Source organism: Thalassospira lohafexi, from assembly GCF_002844275.1.
Taxonomy (GTDB): domain Bacteria; phylum Pseudomonadota; class Alphaproteobacteria; order Rhodospirillales; family Thalassospiraceae; genus Thalassospira; species Thalassospira lohafexi.
The window spans coordinates 47,879-69,024 of sequence record NZ_NXGX01000012.1; the positions used below are offsets into that span (position 1 = coordinate 47,879).

General features: G+C 54.8%; 18 protein-coding genes. 6 read left to right on the forward strand and 12 right to left on the reverse strand.

Translation table 11 applies throughout. The annotated features are described in order from the left end of the window. Positions 1 to 419 precede the first annotated feature (419 nt). Complete coding sequence (locus COO92_RS20725; RefSeq protein ID WP_101304845.1) at positions 420 to 665, forward strand: GIY-YIG nuclease family protein; 246 nt, start codon at positions 420 to 422, stop codon at positions 663 to 665. An 81-nt stretch (positions 666 to 746) separates the two neighbouring features. Here COO92_RS20725 and COO92_RS20730 read toward each other — a convergent pair whose 3' ends face one another. Then, on the reverse strand, positions 747 to 1,241 hold the full coding sequence (locus COO92_RS20730) for a MarR family winged helix-turn-helix transcriptional regulator (protein WP_101304846.1): 495 nt from the start codon (positions 1,239 to 1,241) through the stop codon (positions 747 to 749). 80 nt (positions 1,242 to 1,321) lie between these two features. Between COO92_RS20730 and COO92_RS20735 the strand changes: the two genes are divergently transcribed. Together COO92_RS20735 and COO92_RS20740 are read left to right on the forward strand one after the other, a co-directional pair. Beyond that, complete coding sequence (locus COO92_RS20735; RefSeq protein ID WP_101304847.1) at positions 1,322 to 2,221, forward strand: EamA family transporter; 900 nt, start codon at positions 1,322 to 1,324, stop codon at positions 2,219 to 2,221. 32 nt (positions 2,222 to 2,253) lie between these two features. Further along, positions 2,254 to 2,967 carry an NAD(P)-dependent oxidoreductase gene (locus tag COO92_RS20740; RefSeq protein WP_101304848.1) on the forward strand — a complete coding sequence of 238 codons (714 nt, stop codon included), beginning with the start codon at positions 2,254 to 2,256 and terminating at the stop codon, positions 2,965 to 2,967. A gap of 87 nt (positions 2,968 to 3,054) precedes the next feature. Here COO92_RS20740 and COO92_RS20745 read toward each other — a convergent pair whose 3' ends face one another. The 7 genes from COO92_RS20745 to COO92_RS20775 form a co-directional block, all read right to left on the reverse strand. Continuing rightward, positions 3,055 to 3,837, reverse strand: a complete 783-nt coding sequence (locus COO92_RS20745) for a pyrroline-5-carboxylate reductase (RefSeq protein ID WP_101304849.1) — start codon at positions 3,835 to 3,837, stop codon at positions 3,055 to 3,057. Further along, positions 3,834 to 4,457 carry an RNA 2',3'-cyclic phosphodiesterase gene (gene thpR / locus COO92_RS20750; protein WP_101304850.1) on the reverse strand — a complete coding sequence of 208 codons (624 nt, stop codon included), beginning with the start codon at positions 4,455 to 4,457 and terminating at the stop codon, positions 3,834 to 3,836. Before thpR ends, COO92_RS20745 begins: the two co-directional genes overlap by 4 nt. A gap of 44 nt (positions 4,458 to 4,501) precedes the next feature. Beyond that, positions 4,502 to 5,368: a pirin family protein gene (locus tag COO92_RS20755; RefSeq protein WP_101304851.1), complete on the reverse strand. Its 867-nt coding sequence runs from the start codon at positions 5,366 to 5,368 to the stop codon at positions 4,502 to 4,504. A gap of 81 nt (positions 5,369 to 5,449) precedes the next feature. Further along, positions 5,450 to 6,490 carry an NADP(H)-dependent aldo-keto reductase gene (locus COO92_RS20760; protein ID WP_101304852.1) on the reverse strand — a complete coding sequence of 347 codons (1,041 nt, stop codon included), beginning with the start codon at positions 6,488 to 6,490 and terminating at the stop codon, positions 5,450 to 5,452. 156 nt (positions 6,491 to 6,646) lie between these two features. Further along, the gene (locus tag COO92_RS20765; RefSeq protein ID WP_101304853.1) at positions 6,647 to 7,765 is read right to left on the reverse strand and encodes an FIST signal transduction protein; all 1,119 of its coding nucleotides are present in this window, start codon (positions 7,763 to 7,765) and stop codon (positions 6,647 to 6,649) included. 119 nt (positions 7,766 to 7,884) lie between these two features. Continuing rightward, a complete protein-coding gene (locus tag COO92_RS20770; RefSeq protein ID WP_101304854.1) occupies positions 7,885 to 8,586 on the reverse strand; it encodes a J domain-containing protein in 702 nt (233 codons plus the stop codon). Positions 8,587 to 9,513: 927 nt separating this feature from the next. Then, positions 9,514 to 10,227, reverse strand: coding sequence for an arylesterase (locus COO92_RS20775; protein WP_101304855.1), 714 nt, complete (start codon positions 10,225 to 10,227; stop codon positions 9,514 to 9,516). Between the two features lie 169 nt (positions 10,228 to 10,396). On the opposite strand from COO92_RS20775, the gene COO92_RS20780 reads away from it, so the two are divergent. Further along, entirely contained in the window at positions 10,397 to 11,143 is a 747-nt protein-coding gene (locus COO92_RS20780; protein WP_101304856.1) for an ABC transporter ATP-binding protein, read from the forward strand. After that, complete coding sequence (locus COO92_RS20785; RefSeq protein WP_101304857.1) at positions 11,140 to 13,707, forward strand: ABC transporter permease; 2,568 nt, start codon at positions 11,140 to 11,142, stop codon at positions 13,705 to 13,707. Before COO92_RS20780 ends, COO92_RS20785 begins: the two co-directional genes overlap by 4 nt. Positions 13,708 to 13,794: 87 nt before the next feature. Here the strand turns inward: COO92_RS20785 and COO92_RS20790 are convergent, their stop codons facing one another. Beyond that, a complete protein-coding gene (locus tag COO92_RS20790; RefSeq protein ID WP_101304858.1) occupies positions 13,795 to 15,411 on the reverse strand; it encodes an acyl-CoA synthetase in 1,617 nt (538 codons plus the stop codon). Positions 15,412 to 15,531: 120 nt separating this feature from the next. Next, entirely contained in the window at positions 15,532 to 17,016 is a 1,485-nt protein-coding gene (locus COO92_RS20795; protein ID WP_133125102.1) for a hypothetical protein, read from the reverse strand. A 326-nt stretch (positions 17,017 to 17,342) separates the two neighbouring features. On the opposite strand from COO92_RS20795, the gene COO92_RS20800 reads away from it, so the two are divergent. Then, positions 17,343 to 18,065, forward strand: coding sequence for a Bax inhibitor-1/YccA family protein (locus COO92_RS20800; RefSeq protein ID WP_101304860.1), 723 nt, complete (start codon positions 17,343 to 17,345; stop codon positions 18,063 to 18,065). A gap of 136 nt (positions 18,066 to 18,201) precedes the next feature. Here the strand turns inward: COO92_RS20800 and COO92_RS20805 are convergent, their stop codons facing one another. Both COO92_RS20805 and htpX read right to left on the reverse strand, forming a co-directional pair. Then, positions 18,202 to 19,854 (reverse strand): hypothetical protein, encoded by a 1,653-nt coding sequence (locus tag COO92_RS20805; RefSeq protein ID WP_101304861.1) that lies wholly within the window; start codon positions 19,852 to 19,854, stop codon positions 18,202 to 18,204. A 200-nt stretch (positions 19,855 to 20,054) separates the two neighbouring features. Then, positions 20,055 to 21,008 (reverse strand): zinc metalloprotease HtpX, encoded by a 954-nt coding sequence (gene htpX, locus COO92_RS20810; protein ID WP_101304862.1) that lies wholly within the window; start codon positions 21,006 to 21,008, stop codon positions 20,055 to 20,057. Positions 21,009 to 21,146 lie beyond the last annotated feature (138 nt).

Genomic DNA, 21,146 nt, shown 5'->3' on the forward strand with positions numbered 1-21,146 from the left:
GCCAGCGAAATTACAATCAAACAAGCTACTTAAAAATCAGCTCAATTCTCTAGCTGTAGATATCAGGCTAGAGAATTTCGACACAAATCACCCAATCGTGGCCGTATGCTTAATGCCAAGCGACACTGCAACAATTCTTCACCATATCGCTTTCAATTTCGTAAAAATTCAAGCGCTGTTAGAAACTAACTATAAAATAAAACACTTAGAAACCGTTGAAACTGTTACAGCGCAGTGTTACATTCCGAAACAGAGCAACGGAACTAACTGTTTGTTTTTTATCGATTTTGAAGAGAGCAAAGGAAAATCCCCTCCTCTCTGCCACCCTATGCCCTACGGGCTTCGGGTGGCAGGCCACACGGAGCCAAAATGGCATTGGGTGTCTCCCGAAGCCTTGGCGCAGGGAGGCAGATTACCCGATGTGGTATGTTTATTTCCTCAGACTTTCAAATGATGATGTGTATGTCGGGTCAACCAATGACCTGAAACGTCGCTTTGCGTCGCATCAGAATGGCGATGTCGTTTCCACCCGAAAACATCTGCCACCAAAGCTACTTTCCTATGTCTCGGTTGAAACCGAGCAGAACGCACGGTCGCTGGAAAAGTATTTCAAATCCGGCTCGTGCAAGGCTTTTGCCAAAAAGAGATTCTGGTCAGAACAGTAGGACTTCTACTTCAACCAGCCATCCGACCAAATTCCTGAAAATCACATCTTTGCACCTGCTGCACCGGGCAAAAGTATCTCGCTATTTGGCTTGCCCCTCAACAGCAGCCAACCATTTACGCAGCAAACCATCAAGCTGGGCTTGCTCATCACCCGTCAGGCCTTCGGCAAGGCGGTGCTGGTTGGCGACGTGGTCGGTGACGGCGGCGTCAATCAGGTCGCGGCCTTTTTGGGTGAGCGCGATGACAAAGCCACGGCCGTCTTCCGGGTTCTTTTCGCGTGAGACCAATCCGGCCTGTTCAAGCTTATCAAGCCGGTTGGTCATGGTGCCCGATGTTACCATTGTCCATGCGATCAAGTCAGATGGGCTGAGCGCATAGGGCGGGCCGGAACGGCGCAAGGTGGCGAGCACATCGAAGCTGGCCGCACTCAATCCATGGGCACGAAAGATATCATCCAATCCCGACATTAATACGGAACGCAGCCGCCCGAAGCGGCCAAACATTCCCATTGGCGTCACATCAAGATCGGGACGTTCCTGATGCCACTGCGCCAAAATGCGATCTACCTGGTCCATGACGATGGTGATGGCAAAAATTTATCTTGACGTCAAGATTTATCGATATACCTTGACGTCAAGATAAATGGAGAAAGCCGATGAACCGAACAACCGACTTATTGCTTACCGCCCTTGCCCCGGCGATCTGGGGCAGCAGCTATATCGTTGCCACCGAGCTTTTGCCCCATGGTTATCCGCTGACCGTGTCGCTGCTGCGTGCCTTGCCAGCGGGTTTGATCCTGTTGCTTGTTGTCCGCCAGTTGCCGCAGTCGGGGTGGTGGGGCAAGGTTTTGATCCTTGGCGCGCTTAATTTTGCGATTTTCTGGTCAATGCTGTTTTTAGCAGCCTACCGCCTGCCGGGCGGGGTGGCGGCGACACTGGGCGCGGTTCAGCCGTTGTTCGTGCTGTTTCTGGCGCGCTTTGCCTTGGGAAGCACCATCAAGTTGGCCGGGATCATCGCGGCAATTTCCGGGATCTTTGGTGTTGCACTTCTGGTCCTTGATCCCGGCGCAACGCTTGATCCGGTTGGCATTGCCAGTGCCACCATCGGTGCCCTTTCAATGGCCGCAGGCACGGTGTTAACCCGCAAATGGCAACCACCCGTTTCACCACTGACCTTTACCGCGTGGCAGCTCACGGCGGGCGGCGTGCTTCTGATCCCGGTTGCGCTGATTTTGGAGCCATCGTTTCCGGTCCCGACACTGCAAAACCTTGCCGGGCTGGCGTGGCTTGGCCTGATCGGGGCGGCACTGACCTACTATCTGTGGTTTCGCGGGATTGCCAAACTGGGTCCGGCGACGGTGACAAGCTTTGGCTTTCTCAGCCCGACCAGTGCGGTGTTGCTTGGCTGGATCATCCTTGGCGAGCAGTTAAGCCCAACCCAGATCGCCGGTGTGGTGATTGTTCTGGCCAGCATCTGGATCGGACAACGCGCCGCGCGCCCCGCACCGATCAAGGCCAACATCGTCTCCCCGGTCAAACCGGCCGCAAATTCATGACAATACCGAACCACACTTAAAGGAACGCCCCAATGAAACACGCTGACAAAACAAAACACACTTTCAAAACCACGGCGCCAAAGAACATTGTGGTTTTTGGTGCAACCGGTGATGTCGGACGCGAAGTGGTGACCGAAGCAATCATGCGCGGGCATCTCGTCACAGCCATTGCGCGCAACACCGACCGTCTTGCGTCACTGCCAGAAACAGTTACACGACGGCAGGTCGATATTCTTGAAAGCCCCGATCTGGTGGCGGGCATTATGGCCGATCATGATATCGCGATCAGCGCCGTGCGCCCGGTGTCAGGTCAGGAACATCTTTTGGCCACCATGACCGAATGCTTGCTTACCGCCGCACGTCAGACCGGCACCCCGATTTATATCACTGGTGGGGCGGCAACCCTGAAACTGGCGGATGACAGTGGTCATACGGTTCTGAGTGCACCGGATTTCCTGCCCGATGCCGTGCGGCCAATTGCCCAGGCCTGCGCCACGCAAGATGCACTTTTTGACCAGTATGACGATGTGCAATGGACCTGCCTGCGCCCACCCGCCATGCTGTTTGCCGGGGATAAAACCCGACAGTATGTGCGCGGTACGGATACGCTGATCCCCGATCATGACGGGATGGCCCGGATTTCCTATGCCGATTTCGGGGTGGCGATGGTCGATATCTTAGAGGCAGGCGACAAACCGCAACGCCGTTTGACAGTTGGCTATCAGAACGCCGCAGCGGCCGCATAGGCCCGGAACCACGCCAAGATATATAAAGACAAAAAATAGAACGGGCGGCCCTTATACAGGCCACCCGTTCTGGTTCGGTGCGATGATTTAGCTGCCGCTTGAGGCAGCCTTGATCCGGGCAAAGACGTCATCAAGGGCACTGTGGATAGCCGCCCCGCCCTTTTGCCGCATAAAGGTTTGCGCGACCTGTTCGTTTAGGCCCCCCGGTGTCGAGTGACCTTCGACCAAGGCGGCAAAGCTTTGATCGGGGGATTTGATTGTGTTGTCAGAAAGCCCGGCAAACAGGGCCGCGAGATAGCGTCTGGCGTCGGCATAATCCGATCCATGTGCGACCATCCATTGCGCCGAACTTTCAAGAATTTCAAAATAGGTCGCCATCAAAGCACTGCCGGCCGCATACCCGTCAAAGGCATCAATGGTATCGGCCGCAACCGCCCCGCCGAGTTTTTCAAACAGGGCGATAACATCAGGTGCGCCGGGATAGACCGCCGTCACACAATTACAATGGGCGACCGACGGCAAGGGAATGGCGCGGTCAAAGGAGGCCCCGCCGGAAATCCAGCCTTGCAACTTTGCAATCGGGATGGTGGCGATCAGGCTGACGATTTGGGTGTTGGCGGGAGCCTTCAGGCCGCTTAAGACCTGCTCGGCGATTTGCGGGCGGACGGCGAGAAACACGATATCGGCGACATCCATGATCGCCTGATTGTCGTCTTCGATCCGAACGGCATCAAATTCCGTCGCCAGCTTTTGCGAGAATTCACGCCCACGGCGCGAAACGACGATTTCGGAAACCGCATCGTCGGTCGAAAGAAGCCCCCGGATCATGGCATCACTGATGACGCCGGTGCCAATAAAGCCGAGCTTCATTCGATTTCTCCTAACATTTTGCGTTCTAAAAACGCCTCATCATCGCGGAAGTTCTGTGTGTCACCAGTGCCATTTGGCCCATCCGTCCCGTCATAGGCCGCGACCACCCGAAATTCCGGGCCATCGGCGGTGGAATGGCTTTCATACAGGCAGAAACGATCAATGGTAAACGTCCGCGAGCTGACATCACCATGATCGGCAACCGCCTGCTCAATGGTGGCACGCGCGGCATTGCGGTTCCGGCCGAGCGTGATGTGCGGGGTGAAATTGCGCATGTCCATATCCGGGCCGTCTTCAAGGGCGCGCAAGGCGCTTTCTACCCGCGCAGCCAACTGGCGCATAAGCGGCTGTTCGGTGACCCCGGCCCAAAAGATGCGGATCTTTTGGGTTGATGCAAAAACATTGAGGCCCTGCACACGAAGGTCAAACGGCTCAAAGGCAATTTTTGCCAAGGCCTGATCAATTTCGGCCGCCAGACCGGGATCAACATTGCCGATGAATTTAAGGGTGATGTGCATATTTTCCGGGGTTTGCGCATCAAGCCCCTTAATCCCGCGCGCCAACGGGTAAAGATCGGCTGCGATATCAGCCGGTATTTCGACGCCAACAAACAAACGCATATTCAAAACTCAAAACGACATGGGGGGATGCGATCAAACGGCATTCAACCGGTTGATCGGCCCGGAAGCGGAATGATGTCATCCTCGCCGTCGATCTGCGGGAAGTTGCCCGCCGCCCAATCGGCTTTGGCCTGATCAATGCGTTCCTTGGAGCTTGAGACAAAGTTCCACCACAGATGGCGATAGCCAACCGACAAGCCGCCCAGCAACATCACCCGGCAGTCGCTTTGCGCGACAATATCGGGGATTTCTTCGGGCGCGACATAGATGAAGCTTTCCGGCGCATAGGCCACGCCATCAATGCGCAAGGTGCCCGAGACAACATAAAGGGCGGCTTCCTGATTTTCACCGGGAAGCAAAAGCTGCGCGCCTTCGTCCATTTGGACATCAAGATAAAACAGTTTGGATTTGACCGGCACCGGGGCGGTTTTGCCAAATGCCTCGCCCGCGATCAGGCGCATGTGCAGCCCGGCATCTTCGATGATCGGCAAATCGTCCTTTGCCACATGGAAGAACTCGGGATCAGATTCTTCGTCTTCTTTAGGAACGGCGACCCATAATTGCAGCCCGTCAAGCTTGTGTGCGCTGTTGCGCACCGCGTCGGTTTCACGTTCCGAATGGGTGATCCCGCGCCCGGCATGCATCCAGTTCAGATCGCCCGGCTTGATTTCAAGCAGGCTGCCAAGGCTGTCGTGGTGGCGGATGGCACCTTCGAAAATATAGGTCACCGTGGCAAGACCAATATGGGGATGCGGGGCAACGTCGATCCCCTCGCCGGGTTGGAAATCAGCCGGTCCCATATGATCAAAAAACACAAACGGGCCGACCGACCGCACGTCGCGGTGCGGCAGGACACGGCGCACGGAAAAGGCACCAAGATCGGTTTCCTTACCAAAAATCTGCTTTACCATGCGCCGTCTCCTTCACATTTGGGTGGGGTCAGGCGCCCGACAATCGGGCGGCCTTCCCCGTTACCTGGCCGTATCTGTGCCTTACGGGCACGGATACGGCCAGGTTTGATGGATGTTTTCAATCTCGGACAGAACGTCTTCGGACAGGGTGATTTTGGCCGATCCGACATTGAGTTTCAGCTGTTCCATGCTGGTCGCGCCAATGATGTTTGACGTCAGGAACGGGCGCGAATTGACATAGGCCAGCGCCATCTGGGATGGATCAAGGCCATTGTCCTTGGCAAGTTTGACATAGGCCTCGGTCGATTTGATGCCGTTTTCTGTCAGATACCGGGCAAAATACTGCGGCCAGATCGACGAACGCGCGCCTTCTGGACGTGCCCCGCCGAGATATTTACCCGACAAAGCCCCACCGCCGAGCGGCGAATAAGCCAGAAGACCGGCATCTTCGCGGATCGAACATTCGGCCATGCCGACTTCGTATTGACGGGTCAGAAGGCTATAGGGGTTCTGAACCGAGACAACGCGCGGCCAGCCCTTTTTCTCGGCCAGTTCAAGGAACTTCATCAAGCCCCACGGGTTTTCGTTCGACAGACCGATGTGACGGACTTTACCGACCTTGACCAAACCATCAAGGGCTTCGAGGCTTTCCTCGATCGGGGTGAAATCCTCGTCCGCGTCATGGACGTAGCCCAGTTTGCCAAAGAAGTTGGAATTCCGGTCCGGCCAATGGAGCTGATACAGATCGACGTAATCGGTTTTAAGACGTTTGAGCGATCCGTCGATGGCTTCATTGATCTGATCGCGGGTCAAACGCGGCCCACCGCGGACATAGCCAAAACGTTCGGCAGGGCCGACGATTTTGGTTGCGATCACAAGATCATCACGACGCCCGCGTTTTTCCAGCCAGTTGCCGATGATGGTTTCGGTTTTGGTGAAGGTTTCTTCCATTGCCGGAACCGGATACATTTCGGCGGTATCAATGAAATTGACTTCGTTCGAGGTCGCGTAGTCAAGCTGTTCGAATGCTTCATCTTGCGTATTCTGTTGGCCCCAGGTCATCGTACCCAGGCAAATAACACTGACATCAATATCAGTACGTCCCAATCGACGGTATTCCATGTATCAATCCCCTTTTACACCCCGGGTGGGGTGCGCATATTTTTCAATGGATTGAATATATCCTGTCAGGCCGGGGATGGAACCTTTCACAGCAAAAAATGTCGGGCGGCCTTGAATTTATATCGCTGTTGCAAAGCGTTCCAAACGGGTGCGTGTTTAAACAAACAGCGTTAAAACCCCGGTATAGCCATAAAACCGGTCATTACAGACCTCGCCATTGCCGTAAAACCCGGTCAGCGGCAAATCACCCAACTCATCACGAATGATCATCATTTCGCGGCTTTCGGTGCCAAACAAATGCGGCCCACGGGCGACACAACTGCAATACAGCGCACCACGTGGTTTTCCCGGCAGGCGTTTTTGCACATCGTTCAGCATACGGCGCAGGTCTTCTTCGGCCGCCGCCCCGTCACGCCGGACAAAGCGAACTGCATCACCCGCCTGCACATCACCGCTGATGGCGATCATGTGATTATGTGGATCAACACCGAGCAGATTGCGCACAACAAAGTCGCCGGTGTCCGAGCCCGGGATCATCAGGGCGACGTGGTAACGGCCCGATGCGATGGAATTCTCGCTGCCGTCGGAATTGAGTTCTTCTTTAAGCACTTCAAGGGCGGGGCGATCATCAAGCGTGGAAACGATGCCTTCGCGTCCTTCGGTCACGCGATGCACTGGGCCGACAGGGGTGCAGGCCTGCGTGATGCCGACCTGAACGGCGGTTTTGGCATCAAACAAAACACCCGATAATCCGCCGTCCACCACACGATCAGCAATCTGTGGCGCGCCGCGTTCGCCCGATGCGATGCCACCCACCAAATAGGTCGAGCCAACCCGCGCCAGTTCGCCAAGCGTGGATAATGACTGGGGTGCGCCCGGATCACCATGGACCAACCCAAAGATCGGTTGCAGGCGGTCGATGGCCTGTTGCAATTCCGGCGCATCCACATCGGCATCGGTTTTCAGCGGTTCGAAAACATGAAAATCCTCACTGGCAAACGGGGCAATCAGCACCGATGCCGCCGGAACACCGAAATAGGCCCGACCCGATCCACAAACACCAATGCCCGCCGTCCCCGTCCAGTGTTCGATCGAAAGACGGGACCGCAGGAAGGTCAGGATGCTGCCCAGATCATCGGAAAGCGCCTCGGTGACATACAAAAACGCCAAGGCCTGTTCTGGCAGGGGTGTTGACTGAAGTTGATCGGCCAGTTCGGAGGCCACTGCTGCCCAGTTTTCACCACTGGCATGTGCCGCGCAAAATTCCCCCGTCATGCATTCTCCCGATGTTCCATGTTGGACCCTTCTGGGGCCTTATTCATATCTAAGCATTGCGATCAGGTGTTCTCAAGATACGCCGTCAAAAAACCCGCGTAAGCCTAGGTTACCTGAGCCTAGGTTATATGGCGTCGCAGCAGATCCATTGCCGCATTAAGTTGCGTCATGCGTTGGTGCGATCCGTAATTGCTGTCGGGATGATGGATGGCAGCAAGCACGCGATATTTGGTGCGAATTTCGCGTAAATCCGGCCGTGCACTTGGCGCAAACCCCATGACATGCAGGGCCTCGTTGAAGGTGGTCACACCGCGATCAAGCGGATCAAACGCCAGATTATCAACAATCTGACGCAAACGTTCGAGTTCTTCGCGCGATTGCAAAAGTTCGACCGGGGGTTCTGCCTGACGCTTTTTCAGTGCGCGGGCTTCGGCCAGTGCGGCACTTTCGGCCGCCAGGATATCGGATTTTTCAACCCGCATTTTGACATCGCCCGTGTCAAAATCCAGGGCCATTTTCAATGCCTTACGCACCATGATGATGGAAAACCCCGGCGGCAGGCGCAATTGCAGGCGCGGCTTTCTGCGCCACGGACGCCCTTCGGCCGGGCCGGATTTCAAAACGATGGTTTCGCGGTCCGACTTGGGCGGATCACCCGGATCCTCATACTCATCAATCGCCTTTTCCGGTACGATCAGCATCACGGAGCGCGCAAGATCGGCGGCATTCACCCCGCGCCGTTCGGCCAAGGCCTGCACCGCATCACGGAAAACCGACGAACAGGGAATGGTATAGGATTGTTTGACGCCCGGTGTGGTCACGAATATTCCCCACAAGCATTTGATTTATAATACTATATCAGTGTTTTGACGGCACGCGCCGGACAGTGAACGGATAAAGTCTATCGACGGATTCCGGGCTGGGCAACTGCATTTGCAGTCAAAATTTGAATCGCTTCCGATTCATCCACAGGCCCTATTCGGTCGTCAAACCGCGACTCGGGACTGCCTGATAGAACTCAAACGCCTGATATACCAAGGATATTAACGATTCCCGACACGTTTGGTTTATTTGTCTGATGAAAAGATAGTCAACAAACTTATCCACAGGCCTTTGCAGTGGATAACTTGCCAGACCACTCTAAAGCGTTGAATCATAAGAACTATTATTATGAATCATTACGTTTGATTTTGGCTCCTGCGCAGGGGCCAAATCGACCTTTTGAAGTAAAAATGGCGTTGTTGTTTCCATCTCGTCAACCTGAAAACTACATATGCAGTTACACCATCAAACATTCGGAACATAACCGAAAGTAAATGGAGTGTTAATTTTACACTCACCCCACTGTTCAGAGCGATTTCAGGCGGATTTTTGATGCTTTTGCGGTTAAAATAAGCAACTTTGAATACGATATAACTATCTGATATATAATAGATTAATGGTGATTTTTGGTATTCTTACGCGATACACTGCCAAGACAGCGGCAATCATTTCGATAAGCGTACGAATTCTATCTACATATGCAGTTTTAATTGTTGACTCAGACAGATTTTAGTGGCTTTTTTCGCGCTTTTTTGTCAAAGAACCAAAACTGGAAGCTTCGCAACCGACTGTAATACATGCGATTTTTGGTCTTTCCGGCTTAACTGAAAACAGGCCACATCAGATCGATGCGGCCTGTTTGGCAAAATCATAAAACGTCTCGTCGTAGAGATGCCGTGGGCAAAACCGGGGAATGCCCGCCCCGGTTAAGACCCCGAGGTGAGGATAGAAACAACATCTGGCAGGATACGCCCGACGATTTCATCGATACCCTGTGCATTGGGATGCATGCCATCATCCTGATTAAGGGCCGGGTCAGCCGCGACGCCATCAAGGAAAAATGGATATAAATCAACCTGATACTCGCTTGCGAGATCGGGATAGATGCTGTTGAATTCATCGCCATATTGCCTGCCCATATTGGGCGGTGCCATCATCCCGGCCAGCAAAACATCAATGTCCATTGCGCGCAACTTTTCGATGATCTGAGCCAGATTATCGCGGGTCTGGGCTGGTTCCATGCCGCGCAATGCATCATTGGCACCAAGTTCAAGCAACACCGCATCGGGTTTATCAACCAAGGCCCAGTCAAGCCGCGCCAAGCCTGCTGCTGTGGTATCGCCGGAAACGGAACTGTTGACGACATTGATTGAATGCCCGGCATCCTTCAAGGCGGCTTCAAGCTTGGGGGCGAAGCCGTTTTCTTGCGAAAGTCCATAGCCCGCCATCAAGCTATCGCCAAACAACACAAGGGTTTGCGGCTTGTTTTCACGAGCATTGGCATTGGCCGGTGCAGACAGGAAAATGGCCGCAACCCCAAACAGGATTACACTGCTGCGCGAGACAAACCGCGCGGCACGCCATAGCGGATTTGCAGTGAACTTGATTACACCGCACCCTTGCCCGAAGCCAAAATTCATTACACATCCCATCTTATATGCCTGTTAATTTGTGAAACGGTTACCATACGGTTACCTGCGAACGGCGCATTTCAAACCTGATATGGTTGAACCGAAACCCTGCGTTTCCGTATGAGTATTTAGCCCGCATTCTTATTCTTGCAATGGATTAAGCCCGATAGGACCCCAGATGAGTGTTACTGAAACTGCCTCGATCCCGGATGAAAACACCGTCGCATCACAACAGGAACGTAGCAAAACCGTTGATGTGCAGAACCTCAAACTGCGTCTGGCTGGCCCGGCGGGCATTGTTGAAATCCTGAAAGGGATCGACATTTCAATCGAGGCGGGCGAACGCGTCAGTCTGGTCGGGCCATCCGGATCGGGCAAAACGTCGCTTTTGATGGTGATTGCCGGGCTGGAACAAGCCCAAGAAGGGGTTGTGACGGTGTGTGGCAATGATTTGCGCACCCTTGATGAAGACGGGTTGGCGCTGTATCGCCGCCATCATGTTGGCATCGTGTTTCAGGACTTCCACCTGATCCCGACGATGAGCGCACTTGAAAACGTTGCACTTCCGATGGAATTCGCCGGGCGCAAGGATGCCTTTGAAAAGGCAGAACAGGAACTTAAAGCCGTCGGGCTGGGCCATCGGATTGGCCATTACCCCGGTCAGCTTTCGGGCGGCGAACAACAACGTGTTGCGCTGGCCCGCGCACTTGCCACCGATCCCGAGCTGTTGCTGGCTGATGAGCCGACCGGGAACCTTGATGGGGCGACCGGCGAAACGATTATTGAATTGCTGTTTGATCTGGCCAAGCGCAAAGGATCAACGCTGCTTTTGATTACCCATGATCCCAACTTGGCGGACCGGTGCGACCGCACCATCATGCTGCGCGATGGTGAAATCGTTACGCAGCAGGAAGAGCACTCATGAGCCGCACGACAAACGCATCGGATGGTCGCAAGGGTGCTGACCGCCTGTGGTCCATCGCGTGGCAAGTCTGTCGCCGGGAATTGCGCGGCGGCTTGTCCGGCTTTTGGATTTTCCTGGCCTGTCTTGCATTGGGTGTCGGCGCGATTGCGGCCGTGGGAAACGTTTCGGAATCCGTTCTATCGGCACTTGAGCGTGACGGGCGGAAGCTTTTGGGTGGCGATGTTGAGTTACGCCTGACCCACACGGATGCCACACCCCAACAGCTTGAATGGCTTAGCGATAATACCGAACGGGTCGGGCAACTTGCGACCATGCGGACCACTGCCTATGGCCCCGATCAACGCCGTTTGGTTGAGCTTAAAGCCGTTGATGATGCCTATCCGCTGTTTGGCGAGATGGAACTGGCAGATGACATTCCCTTTGCCGGAAGTCTTGATCAAAAAGACGGTATTTGGGGGGCTGTGACCGAGGCCGGATTGCTGGAACGCCTTAAGATCAAGGTTGGCGATACGGTGAAACTCGGTGATATCGACGTGCAAATTCGCGGCGTCATCACCACCGAACCCGACAAGGCGGTTGGCTTTTTCAACTTTGGGCCACGTTTAATGGTGTCCAAGGATGCCCTGATGCAGACTGGGCTGGTACAACCCGGAAGCCTGATCCGCTATTATTACGCTTTGGATTTGAATAACAATGAAACGCCCACCGCGTTTCGTGAACGGCTTGATGAACAGTTTGAAGATGCCGGGTGGCGTGTGCGCGATACCGCCAACGCCAATCCGGGACTGCGCCGCTTTATCGAACGGTTGACCCTGTTTCTGACCCTTGTTGGATTGTCCGCCCTTCTGGTTGGCGGCATTGGGGTGGCCAATGCGGTGCGCAGCCATATCGAAAGCAAAACATCCGTGATCGCCACCCTGAAATCGGTGGGTGCATCGCATGGGCTGGTGTTGCGGATTTACTTCCTGCAGATCCTTGTGCTGGCGATCATTGGCATTGCGATTGGTCTTTTGATCGGGGCAGTGACCCCGGCGATTGTCGCCCCGCTTCTGGCCGGGCGGTTGCCGATTGACGTCACATTGGGCCCGGCCTTGCCGTCGCTGCTTATTGCGACCAGCTTTGGCATTTTGACCACATTGGTCTTTGCCCTGCCGTCGTTATTACGGGCGCGTGAAATTCCCGCCGCACGTTTGTTCCGGGCCAGTGCCGGATTGCTGGGTGGCAGCCCGGTGCGCAAACGCGACTTGCCCTATATCGGCGCGCCACTTGTGCTGTTGCTGATTTTGACCGTAATGACCGCGACCGATAAGACCATCGCCCTTGGCTTTATCGGCGGGTCGGCAGCAGCGATTGTGATTTTCACTTACGCCGGGCGGGCAATTGTATCCTTATCGAAACGGTTCACCACCGGACGCAATGCCTTTTCAAGGCTTGCCCTGACCAACCTGCATCGACCAGGCGCTAGCACAGTTCCGGTCGCCCTGTCGCTTGGACTTGGGCTGACGCTTCTGGTGACCATTTCGGGGATCGAGGGCAACCTTGATAACGAGATTAATGAAAACCTGCCGGAATCTGCCCCGGCGTTTTTCTTCCTTGATATTCAACCTGACCAGATCGACGCGTTCCGCACCCAGCTTCTGGCAAAGGATAATGTTTCGGATGTCGAACAAACACCGATGTTGCGCGGGCGTGTGACGGCGGTTGATGGCGTTAAATCCGAAGATGTCGGACCGGGCGATGATCGCTGGTTCCTGCGCGGTGATCGTGGGTTGACCTTTGCCGCCGTACCGCCGCCCGAAACCAAACTGGTACGCGGCGATTGGTGGCCGTCAGATTATAATGATGCCTCCAAACCGCTGGTATCGATCAGTGCGGACATCGGCAATGCCTTTGACCTTCAGCCCGGCGACACATTGACCATTAATATCCTCGGGCGTGACATCACCGCCGAGATCGCCAATTGGCGCGAAATAGAATGGCAAAGCCTGCGGATGAATTTCGCCATGGTGTTTTCACCGGGCCTGATCGACAAGGCCCCCTATAGCCTGATTGCCACCGCCCATATGCCGCGCGAGATGGAAGAACCGGTCGATCGCATGATCGGGATCGACTTCCCGAATGTATCGGCCATCCGGGTGCGCGAGGCCCTTGAAGCCGCCAACGCCATTCTGGCCGGGATTGGTACTGCGCTTAATGCGACGAGCATGATCGCGATTGTTGCCGGTGTGCTGGTGCTGGCCGGGGCGGTTGCCGCAGGTCGGCGCAAACGCATCTATGATGCCGTGGTGCTTAAAACGCTGGGCGCGACACGGGCCAACATCCTTTATGCCTATGCGCTGGAATACGGCATTCTTGGGCTGGCGACCGGGGTTCTGGCCGCACTGGTCGGGTCCATCGCCGCATGGTCGGTGCTTGTGCTGGTGATGGGGGCGTCCTGGACGCTTCTACCCGCGACGATACTGGGTCCGATTGCCATCGGGCTGTTTGCCACCCTGTCAGCCGGTTTTGTCGGCACGTGGCAGGCATTGCGCAGCCCAGCGGCACCGTTGCTGCGTAACGAGTAACACAGCACGCACAGCAAACCTTCCAACCACATAAAAAGGGGCCGGTCACATCACTGACCGGCCCCTTTTGGTTTAGGACAATGCGCGTTACGCCAAATCGCGCAGGGCCCGACGTACAACCTTACCGGTTGTGGTCATCGGCAGTTCATCAAGAAAGGCAATCTCGCGCGGGTATTCGTGGGCGGCCAGCCGGGTTTTAACAAACTGCTTGATGTCGTCTTCAAGCTCGGCACTTTGGGCAAAGCCATCGGCAAGAATGACAAAGGCCTTTACGATTTGCCCGCGCTGGGGATCGGGTTTGCCAATCACACCGGCCATGCGCACCGCCGGATGGGCAATCAGGCAATCTTCGATCTCGCCCGGGCCAATGCGATAGCCCGCTGAACTAATGACGTCATCGTCGCGCCCGACAAAGCGGATATAGCCGTCTTCATCGACACAGCCCATATCGCCGGTCAGCAACCATTCACCGATGTATTTTTCCTGTGTGGCGTCCGGGTTGCGCCAATATTCCAGAAACATCACCGGATCGGGCGCACGCACAGCAATCCGGCCCATCTCACCCGCCCCCAGCACATTGCCATCCAGATCAATCACCGCAACATCATGCCCCGGCACCGGACGGCCCATGACACCGGGCTTGGGATCCATGATCGACTGGCAGGAACTGACCACCATGTTGCATTCGGTCTGACCATAAAACTCGTTGATCGTGACACCGAAAACCCGATGCCCCCAATCAAGAAGTTCTGACCCAAGTGTTTCACCACCACTTGCGATAGAGCGTAAATTACAGTTGAATTTTTGCGCCACATCATCACCCGCCGCCCGCATCATCTTTAACGCGGTTGGTGGCAGGAAGGTATTGCGCACGCCGAACTGCGCAATCAATTCAAAGGCAGCCTCCGGGGTGAATTTTTCAAACCGGTGGGCGACGACTGGCACCCCGTGATGCCACGATGGCAAAAGCACATCAAGCAACCCACCGATCCATGCCCAGTCGGCGGGCGTCCACATGACGTCATTGTCCTTGGGAAAGAAATCATGTGACATTTCGACACCGGGCAAATGGCCCAGCAATACCCGGTGCGCATGAAGGGCCCCTTTGGGCTGGCCGGTGGTTCCTGATGTATAAATGATCAGGGCTGGTTCATCGGCACGGGTTTTAACCGGTTCGAACTGATCACTGGCCTCCGCCGACAGGGCCTTGAAATCAAAACAGTTATCTGGCGCACCATCAATCACATAGACATATTCCAAGGCGGGCAAAAGATCGCGAATTTCCGCAATTTTTGCAGCCCCTTCGCGGTCGGTGACAAGTGCCTTGGCCGCACAGTTGCCCAACCGGTATTCCAGCGCATCAACACCAAAAAGGGTAAACAGCGGCACAGCAATACCACCCATTTTATAGGTCGCAACATGGGCAATAGCAGTTTCGGGACTTTGCGGTAGTAAAATCCCGACCCGGTCACCCCGGCGAATACCATGGCGGCGCATGACATTGGCAAAGCGGTTTGAAAGTCGTTTGATCTGGGCAAAACTGTAATCACGGCGGGACCCGTCCCGCCTGCGATACATCAGTGCCAGCCGATCCGGATCGTCGGCCCATTTGTCACAGACATCGACACCAATATTGAAATAAGTCGGCACATCCCAGACGAACTCCGAGCGCACCGTCGCGTAATCATCACGACAGACCAGCATGTTTCCTCCCTGTATCTGCCACTGTTATTTGTTTTTTGGCTGCGGCAGATTTTCGCAGCATGCTAGTGCCAATCAGAGAAAATTGGAAGGTCTGTCTGAGCAACGGTCAGCTCAGCACCCTCAGCGTGCAGGATCGAGCAGAAACGTAAAGTTGGCCGTTTGCCCGGCGTCTGTTACCGCGTTGACATGGCAGCCAAGGCAGGTCGCATCACTATGATGCTGGATAAAGCTTTCAAGGGCACTGTTGGTTAGAAAACGCGGCACTTCGCCAACACCAAACGGCGCCCCGCCCGGATTGCCGATCCATTGCGTGCCCAGCAGCATGTAATTTGCCCAAACCGTGCCTTCCAGTTTGGTTTGCCAGACAAAGTTGGCTTCGGCCGTTCCGGAAAACAATCGCCAGCATCGAACAATATCGGGCGGCACCACAGTACCCCCCGATGCTGTGCGGGCATATGGCGCATGATCATCCCACCGAAGGTCTGCTTGAATGGATTGATTGGCCTGCCCCCCTGCCCCGGTTCGGCCCCCGTAAAAAAGGAACCCGTCGGTCGGGGTTTGGAGCCCGACCGGATCGGGGGCCAGACAGCCATCGGCAAACGGTGTATCGGTGATGATGCTATTGGGGCGTCGCGCGTTGGCCGCCAGCGGCACCGTGCCAACATGTTCGAAACTCGACCAGATCCAGCGATCCCCGTTGCCACTGGTCACACGTTCAACCAGATGCATTCCGACAAGCCCGACCGTCACATCAAGGCAGGCGGGCTTACCATCAAGAGTAACATCCCCATCCAAGGCAATGCGTGCCGCACGGGTGAAATAGCGATCTCCTGACAGTCCATCGGGCAAAATACGCCAGGCAAATTTCAAAAGCTGTGCGCCCATGACACTGTTTTTGCGCGCATCAACAGCCGCATCGGCAACCACAGCATCAGCAGAGTCAGACGCCGAAGCCGTCTTGATCACGCCTTTGGCAAAACTGCCGGTATTTGAAACGCGGGTGTTGGGACCATGCCCCATGGGGAAATCAACCGGTTGCCCGGCATTGGCAAACTCCAGACGTCCGGATTCGTGGTCCAGTCCGTTTTGGCGAATGTAATTGGCCGCAACCGGGTTGATGCGGGTTTCATACAAAATGAAATTCCCGGCCTGATCGACCAGAATGTCACCGCTTGATTGCACATGACTTGCCAACAGCAGGGCCCCGTCGGGCAGACCATCCCGGCAGGCCGGGTTTGGCATGGCAACCTCGGAAAACAGATCGCGTCTGGTGGGATATGTTTCCCACCGCGCAAGACCGTTCCCAGTTGGATCAGACGAGGTTACCGCAACAAAGGACTGCCAGGAAAACCGGTCAAAGGGTCGTTGGGCTTCATAGGCCAAAAACCGGTAAATGAAACTGGCGTCAAATTCAGGCACATCGACCGGCGCAACAGAACAAGGTGCGGCCTGATCGGGATCGGCACAAAATTCGGATTGAGGATATTTGTCGGTAAAAACCGGAATGGCGCCCGAATCCGGGTTCGCCGTCAGTTTGGCATTCTGGGCCTGAGCGCCATTTGGCAAGACACTGCACAACAACACCAAACCCGCAAGCGCAGCCATGCTTAATCCCGATAAACGCCAAGACAGGCGTTCGGCGATAAGGTTTTGAAGTCGCTTAACGTTTTTGATCAAACTTGGCCCGGACATGGCAGGTTGAGCCTTTGTATCTTGCTGTCACGGCGCGATTACCCCCTGCATTCAAGCATATTAGCGCTTTTTTGAGCGATTGTCGCGTCCAAGCGCGAAGTGAACAAGATCACAACATATATTCCCGCAAGGGGCATCAATCGGGCAAACCGTTGCTTTTCGTGGAAATTCTGCCATATTTTGATCATTGCAGGATACTATCAGTATTCTGCTCACAATTGGATCAAAGAGGGATTTCAATGGCTTTTGAAACGCGTCAACGCGGCTATGACGTCTCGGTTGGCCGGTCGGCGGCCGAGATCGATGCAGGTCTCCGCGCCTATATGCTAAGTGTTTATAACTACATGGCATCCGCACTGGCACTGACCGGTGTGGTCGCGATGGCAGTGTCCACCAGCCCAACCCTGATGCAGGCTATTTTCGGTTCAGGACTGCAGTGGATTGTCATGCTGGCCCCGATTGGGCTGGTGTTCTTCCTGAGCGCGCGCATTCACAAAATGAGCTTTGGCGCTGCACAGGCGACATTCTGGATTTATGCCGCCCTGATGGGTCTGTCGCTGTCATCGATCTTCCTGGTTTATACCGGTGAATCGATTGCCCGGACCTTCTTCATCACCGCAGGTACTTTTGGTGCGATGAGCCTTTATGGCTATACCACCAAGAAAGATCTGTCGGGCTGGGGCAGCTTCCTGTTCATGGGCCTGATCGGCATCATCATTGCCAGCGTGGTGAACATCTTCCTTGGCAGCGGCATGCTGCAGTTCATCATCTCGGCAGCCGGTGTTCTGATCTTTACCGGTCTTACCGCCTATGACACCCAGCGTATCAAGGAAAGCTATCACGAGCAGGATGATACCGCGACCTCGGGCAAAAAAGCCCTGTTCGGTGCCCTGCAGCTTTATCTTGATTTCGTAAACCTGTTTATCATGTTGCTGCACTTCTTCGGCGCAAGCCGCGAGTAGAATGCATCACGCATTCGCAGTCAGAAACCCCGCAGCTTCGGCTGCGGGGTTTTCTTTTGTCTGCATGAAACTTGCCCAAAGGAAAACCGTCACGACATCGCAAAAACACGATGCCCAAGATCAAGCCAATGATTGATCAGGACCCGGAGGATTCCTGATTGTTCTCACCCCCGGTCGCATCCATCACGGCCTTGCGATGGGACAACTGGGACAGCATGTTTTCCGCCCGGGTATAGCCACCCGATGCGGCGCGCGCAGCCCCCTTGGCCCCGGCATCGGTAAAAGCTTCGTACGCTTGCGAGAAGCTGACACGCGCCAGCCCCGTCATCTTTGCATCTTTGCCCTGGCTGCCATTCATCAGTTGAACCGAGGCCAGTGCAAACATTGTCCGCCCCCAGATATAGGGCTGATCCCGCCGGGCACAGACCTTGAGCGATGCCTGATACACAGGAATGACCTGTTCATCGGGAATATGGACATCATTGATCAGGGCCGATGCGACGATGGACTCCGCCAGACCATAGGCCGCAATCGCATAAAGTGCCGCATGCGACCGGTTGCTGATCATGCCAATTGCCCGGCGAAACTGCACGACACCACTATCAGCGAGTTTGGCGTTTTCGGTTTCTTTGGCATGGGCAACTAATGCTTCGCCGACCCGGCAAATCGCCGTCGCACAATCGGCGGCCGATCCGCCGGTCAATTCAAAGCGCCGGACAAGGAACTTCCAGAGTGCGATGGCCAAGGTTCCCGTACTTGCCTGCATGTTGCTGACCAACGACCAATTCACCAACCCGCCATAGAGCGCAAGAATGGCTGTTTTCTGACAATCGACCTTGTCAAAATCGCTGATCCCGGCAATGAGTTCCTCGGTGCTGGTTTCTTTGACGACGACTTCCTTATGGTGCAGCTTTTCGCCCAGCAGCCCCGATGGCGCCGCAGCCTTCTCGACAGCCTTCTCGACAGGTTGATCCCCGGCGGCCTTAAGAATTTGACGGATTTGGGGCTCAATCACGCGCATCGCCGTCGCGCAATACTTGCGATCACCGGTTTCAGCCAGAACATAGGCCGCAAAGGCATAGGCCGTTGCCACGCCGGGACCCGCCGCATCAAACGTATCGCCCTTCTGAATGCGTTCCAGAAGATCTTCAAGGTGCGAGGTCAGGCGCGCCATCTGCTGGGACCGCATTTCACCGCCGCGCGCCTGATGAACAAGTTCCGCGGAAAGTAAGATACGCAAGGCTTCTGTCGTATCGTGATGTTCAGGCAGCTTGAAACAATGGGTCAGCGGCATGATCAGGCCATAAAGCGACGATGCCAGTTCATCGCTGATCAGGTGAACTTCAAGCTGACCGGTGGCATCGTTTTGCCTTCCCCAGAACATTGCTTGCGCATCACGCTGATGGGCAACGTTCAACGCGCCAAGCTTAGTTTCACGTATGGCCTGAAAGGGATCCGCAACATCGGGGTTCGGCGCAAAAAACTGATTTACCAGAACGACCTGACTGTCTGGAATCGATGCAAGACTGCGCGAAAGAATATTGGCAATGGCATCAGGCTGTTCCGGGCTGGTCGGTGTTGCACCCCCTGCAGCACTTGCATTAGCAAGATTGGCATTGGCAGGGTTGGCACTGGAAAAGCGCGCAATGGCATAGCGGTATGACGGTTCCGGTTCTGACGTTGTCACATCAGAATCAGATGTCACAACGTCGCCAGTATGCCCGTTTGCGTCTTGGCCTGCGAACAGCGATTTGATCGCCAGACCAACGACAGACCAGAAACCAGCCATTACATCCCTTATCCGTGATCACGCATTGCGAATTGGAAAACAAAAGCCCCACAAAGAGTTACGGGTCCATTGTCTGCCGCGAGTCAACTGGGGTCAATGCACTCAATACCGGTTTTCACGATACTGAAGGATAGGAGTTCGCCACCCGAAAACATAATCAATACCGACAAATGTCTGATAAATCGGCATTATTTTATGTTTCAGTTCCAAGGGCGTCTTCGTTGCCGACGGGTATTCTGATTGCGAGACTGTGTCTGCCAGGGCCCAGAATGAGCAGGTTGATCAACTGTTTGATCTGTCACCGGAACAGTCATGGCTTTAAGACGGGCAATGCGGTTGGCCATATCGGGATGGGTTGAAAACAAACTGTCCATGCCCTTTCCCGATAGTGGGTTGGCGATATACATGTGCGCGGTTGCCGGGTTGCGTTCTGCATCCTGATTGGGGATGGTGTGAACGCCTTTATCAAGCTTGTTCAAGGCACTGGCCAGCCATAACGGATGGCCGCAAATCTCCGCGCCCATTTTGTCGGCTTGGTATTCGCGGGTACGTGAAATGGCCATCTGAACCAACATCGCACCAAGCGGGGCCAGAATGGCGACCAAAATCATGCCAAAGCCGCCAAGCGGATTGTTGTTGTCGTTCCGATGACCGCCAAAGATACCGGCAAACATTGCAAAATTCGCCAAGGCAGAAATGGCACCGGCAATGGTCGCGGTAATTGTCATGGTCAGGGTATCGCGATTTTTAACATGGGCCAGTTCATGGGCCATGACCCCGGCGATCTCATTGCGGTCCAAAAGCTTGAGCAATCCGGTGGTTGCCGCCACGGCCGCATTTTCCGGATTACGCCCGGTGGCAAAGGCATTGGGCTGTGGATTTTCAACCACATAGACCTTGGGCATCGGCAAACCGGCATTCTGCGACAATTCACGCACCATCGAGACCAGTTCCGGGGCCGTGCGGTCATCGACCTGGCGGGCGCTTCGCATCCGAAGCAGCATCGCATCCGAGTTCCAATAGGCAAACACGTTCATCGCACCGGCAAAAAGCAAGGCGATGATCATGCCCTGCTGCCCGCCAATCATCATGCCGACCACGCCAAACAGCGCGGTCAAACCGGCGAGTAACAAACCTGTACGGATGTAATTCATGCTCGAATACCCTTTTGGCGAAAAATCTGTACGAAAAATAAGACGTATTTTTGCGTTGGCAAGCACCCGGCAATTACGAACCGATCATTTGACAATAGTATGAGGCCATTGCCCCTTTGGTGTGGGCAGTTTGTTCCC

Excerpts from the sequence above, each read along its gene's own strand:
- COO92_RS20725 (WP_101304845.1), top strand. The coding sequence starts at position 420 with ATGTGGTATGTTTATTTCCTCAGACTTTCAAATGATGATGTGTATGTC.
- COO92_RS20730 (WP_101304846.1), bottom strand. The coding sequence starts at position 1,241 with ATGGACCAGGTAGATCGCATTTTGGCGCAGTGGCATCAGGAACGTCCC.
- COO92_RS20735 (WP_101304847.1), top strand. The coding sequence starts at position 1,322 with ATGAACCGAACAACCGACTTATTGCTTACCGCCCTTGCCCCGGCGATC.
- COO92_RS20740 (WP_101304848.1), top strand. The coding sequence starts at position 2,254 with ATGAAACACGCTGACAAAACAAAACACACTTTCAAAACCACGGCGCCA.
- COO92_RS20745 (WP_101304849.1), bottom strand. The coding sequence starts at position 3,837 with ATGAAGCTCGGCTTTATTGGCACCGGCGTCATCAGTGATGCCATGATC.
- thpR (WP_101304850.1), bottom strand. The coding sequence starts at position 4,457 with ATGCGTTTGTTTGTTGGCGTCGAAATACCGGCTGATATCGCAGCCGAT.
- COO92_RS20755 (WP_101304851.1), bottom strand. The coding sequence starts at position 5,368 with ATGGTAAAGCAGATTTTTGGTAAGGAAACCGATCTTGGTGCCTTTTCC.
- COO92_RS20760 (WP_101304852.1), bottom strand. The coding sequence starts at position 6,490 with ATGGAATACCGTCGATTGGGACGTACTGATATTGATGTCAGTGTTATT.
- COO92_RS20765 (WP_101304853.1), bottom strand. The coding sequence starts at position 7,765 with ATGACGGGGGAATTTTGCGCGGCACATGCCAGTGGTGAAAACTGGGCA.
- COO92_RS20775 (WP_101304855.1), bottom strand. The coding sequence starts at position 10,227 with ATGAATTTTGGCTTCGGGCAAGGGTGCGGTGTAATCAAGTTCACTGCA.
- COO92_RS20780 (WP_101304856.1), top strand. The coding sequence starts at position 10,397 with ATGAGTGTTACTGAAACTGCCTCGATCCCGGATGAAAACACCGTCGCA.
- COO92_RS20785 (WP_101304857.1), top strand. The coding sequence starts at position 11,140 with ATGAGCCGCACGACAAACGCATCGGATGGTCGCAAGGGTGCTGACCGC.
- COO92_RS20790 (WP_101304858.1), bottom strand. The coding sequence starts at position 15,411 with ATGCTGGTCTGTCGTGATGATTACGCGACGGTGCGCTCGGAGTTCGTC.
- COO92_RS20795 (WP_133125102.1), bottom strand. The coding sequence starts at position 17,016 with ATGGCTGCGCTTGCGGGTTTGGTGTTGTTGTGCAGTGTCTTGCCAAAT.
- COO92_RS20800 (WP_101304860.1), top strand. The coding sequence starts at position 17,343 with ATGGCTTTTGAAACGCGTCAACGCGGCTATGACGTCTCGGTTGGCCGG.
- COO92_RS20805 (WP_101304861.1), bottom strand. The coding sequence starts at position 19,854 with ATGGCTGGTTTCTGGTCTGTCGTTGGTCTGGCGATCAAATCGCTGTTC.
- htpX (WP_101304862.1), bottom strand. The coding sequence starts at position 21,008 with ATGAATTACATCCGTACAGGTTTGTTACTCGCCGGTTTGACCGCGCTG.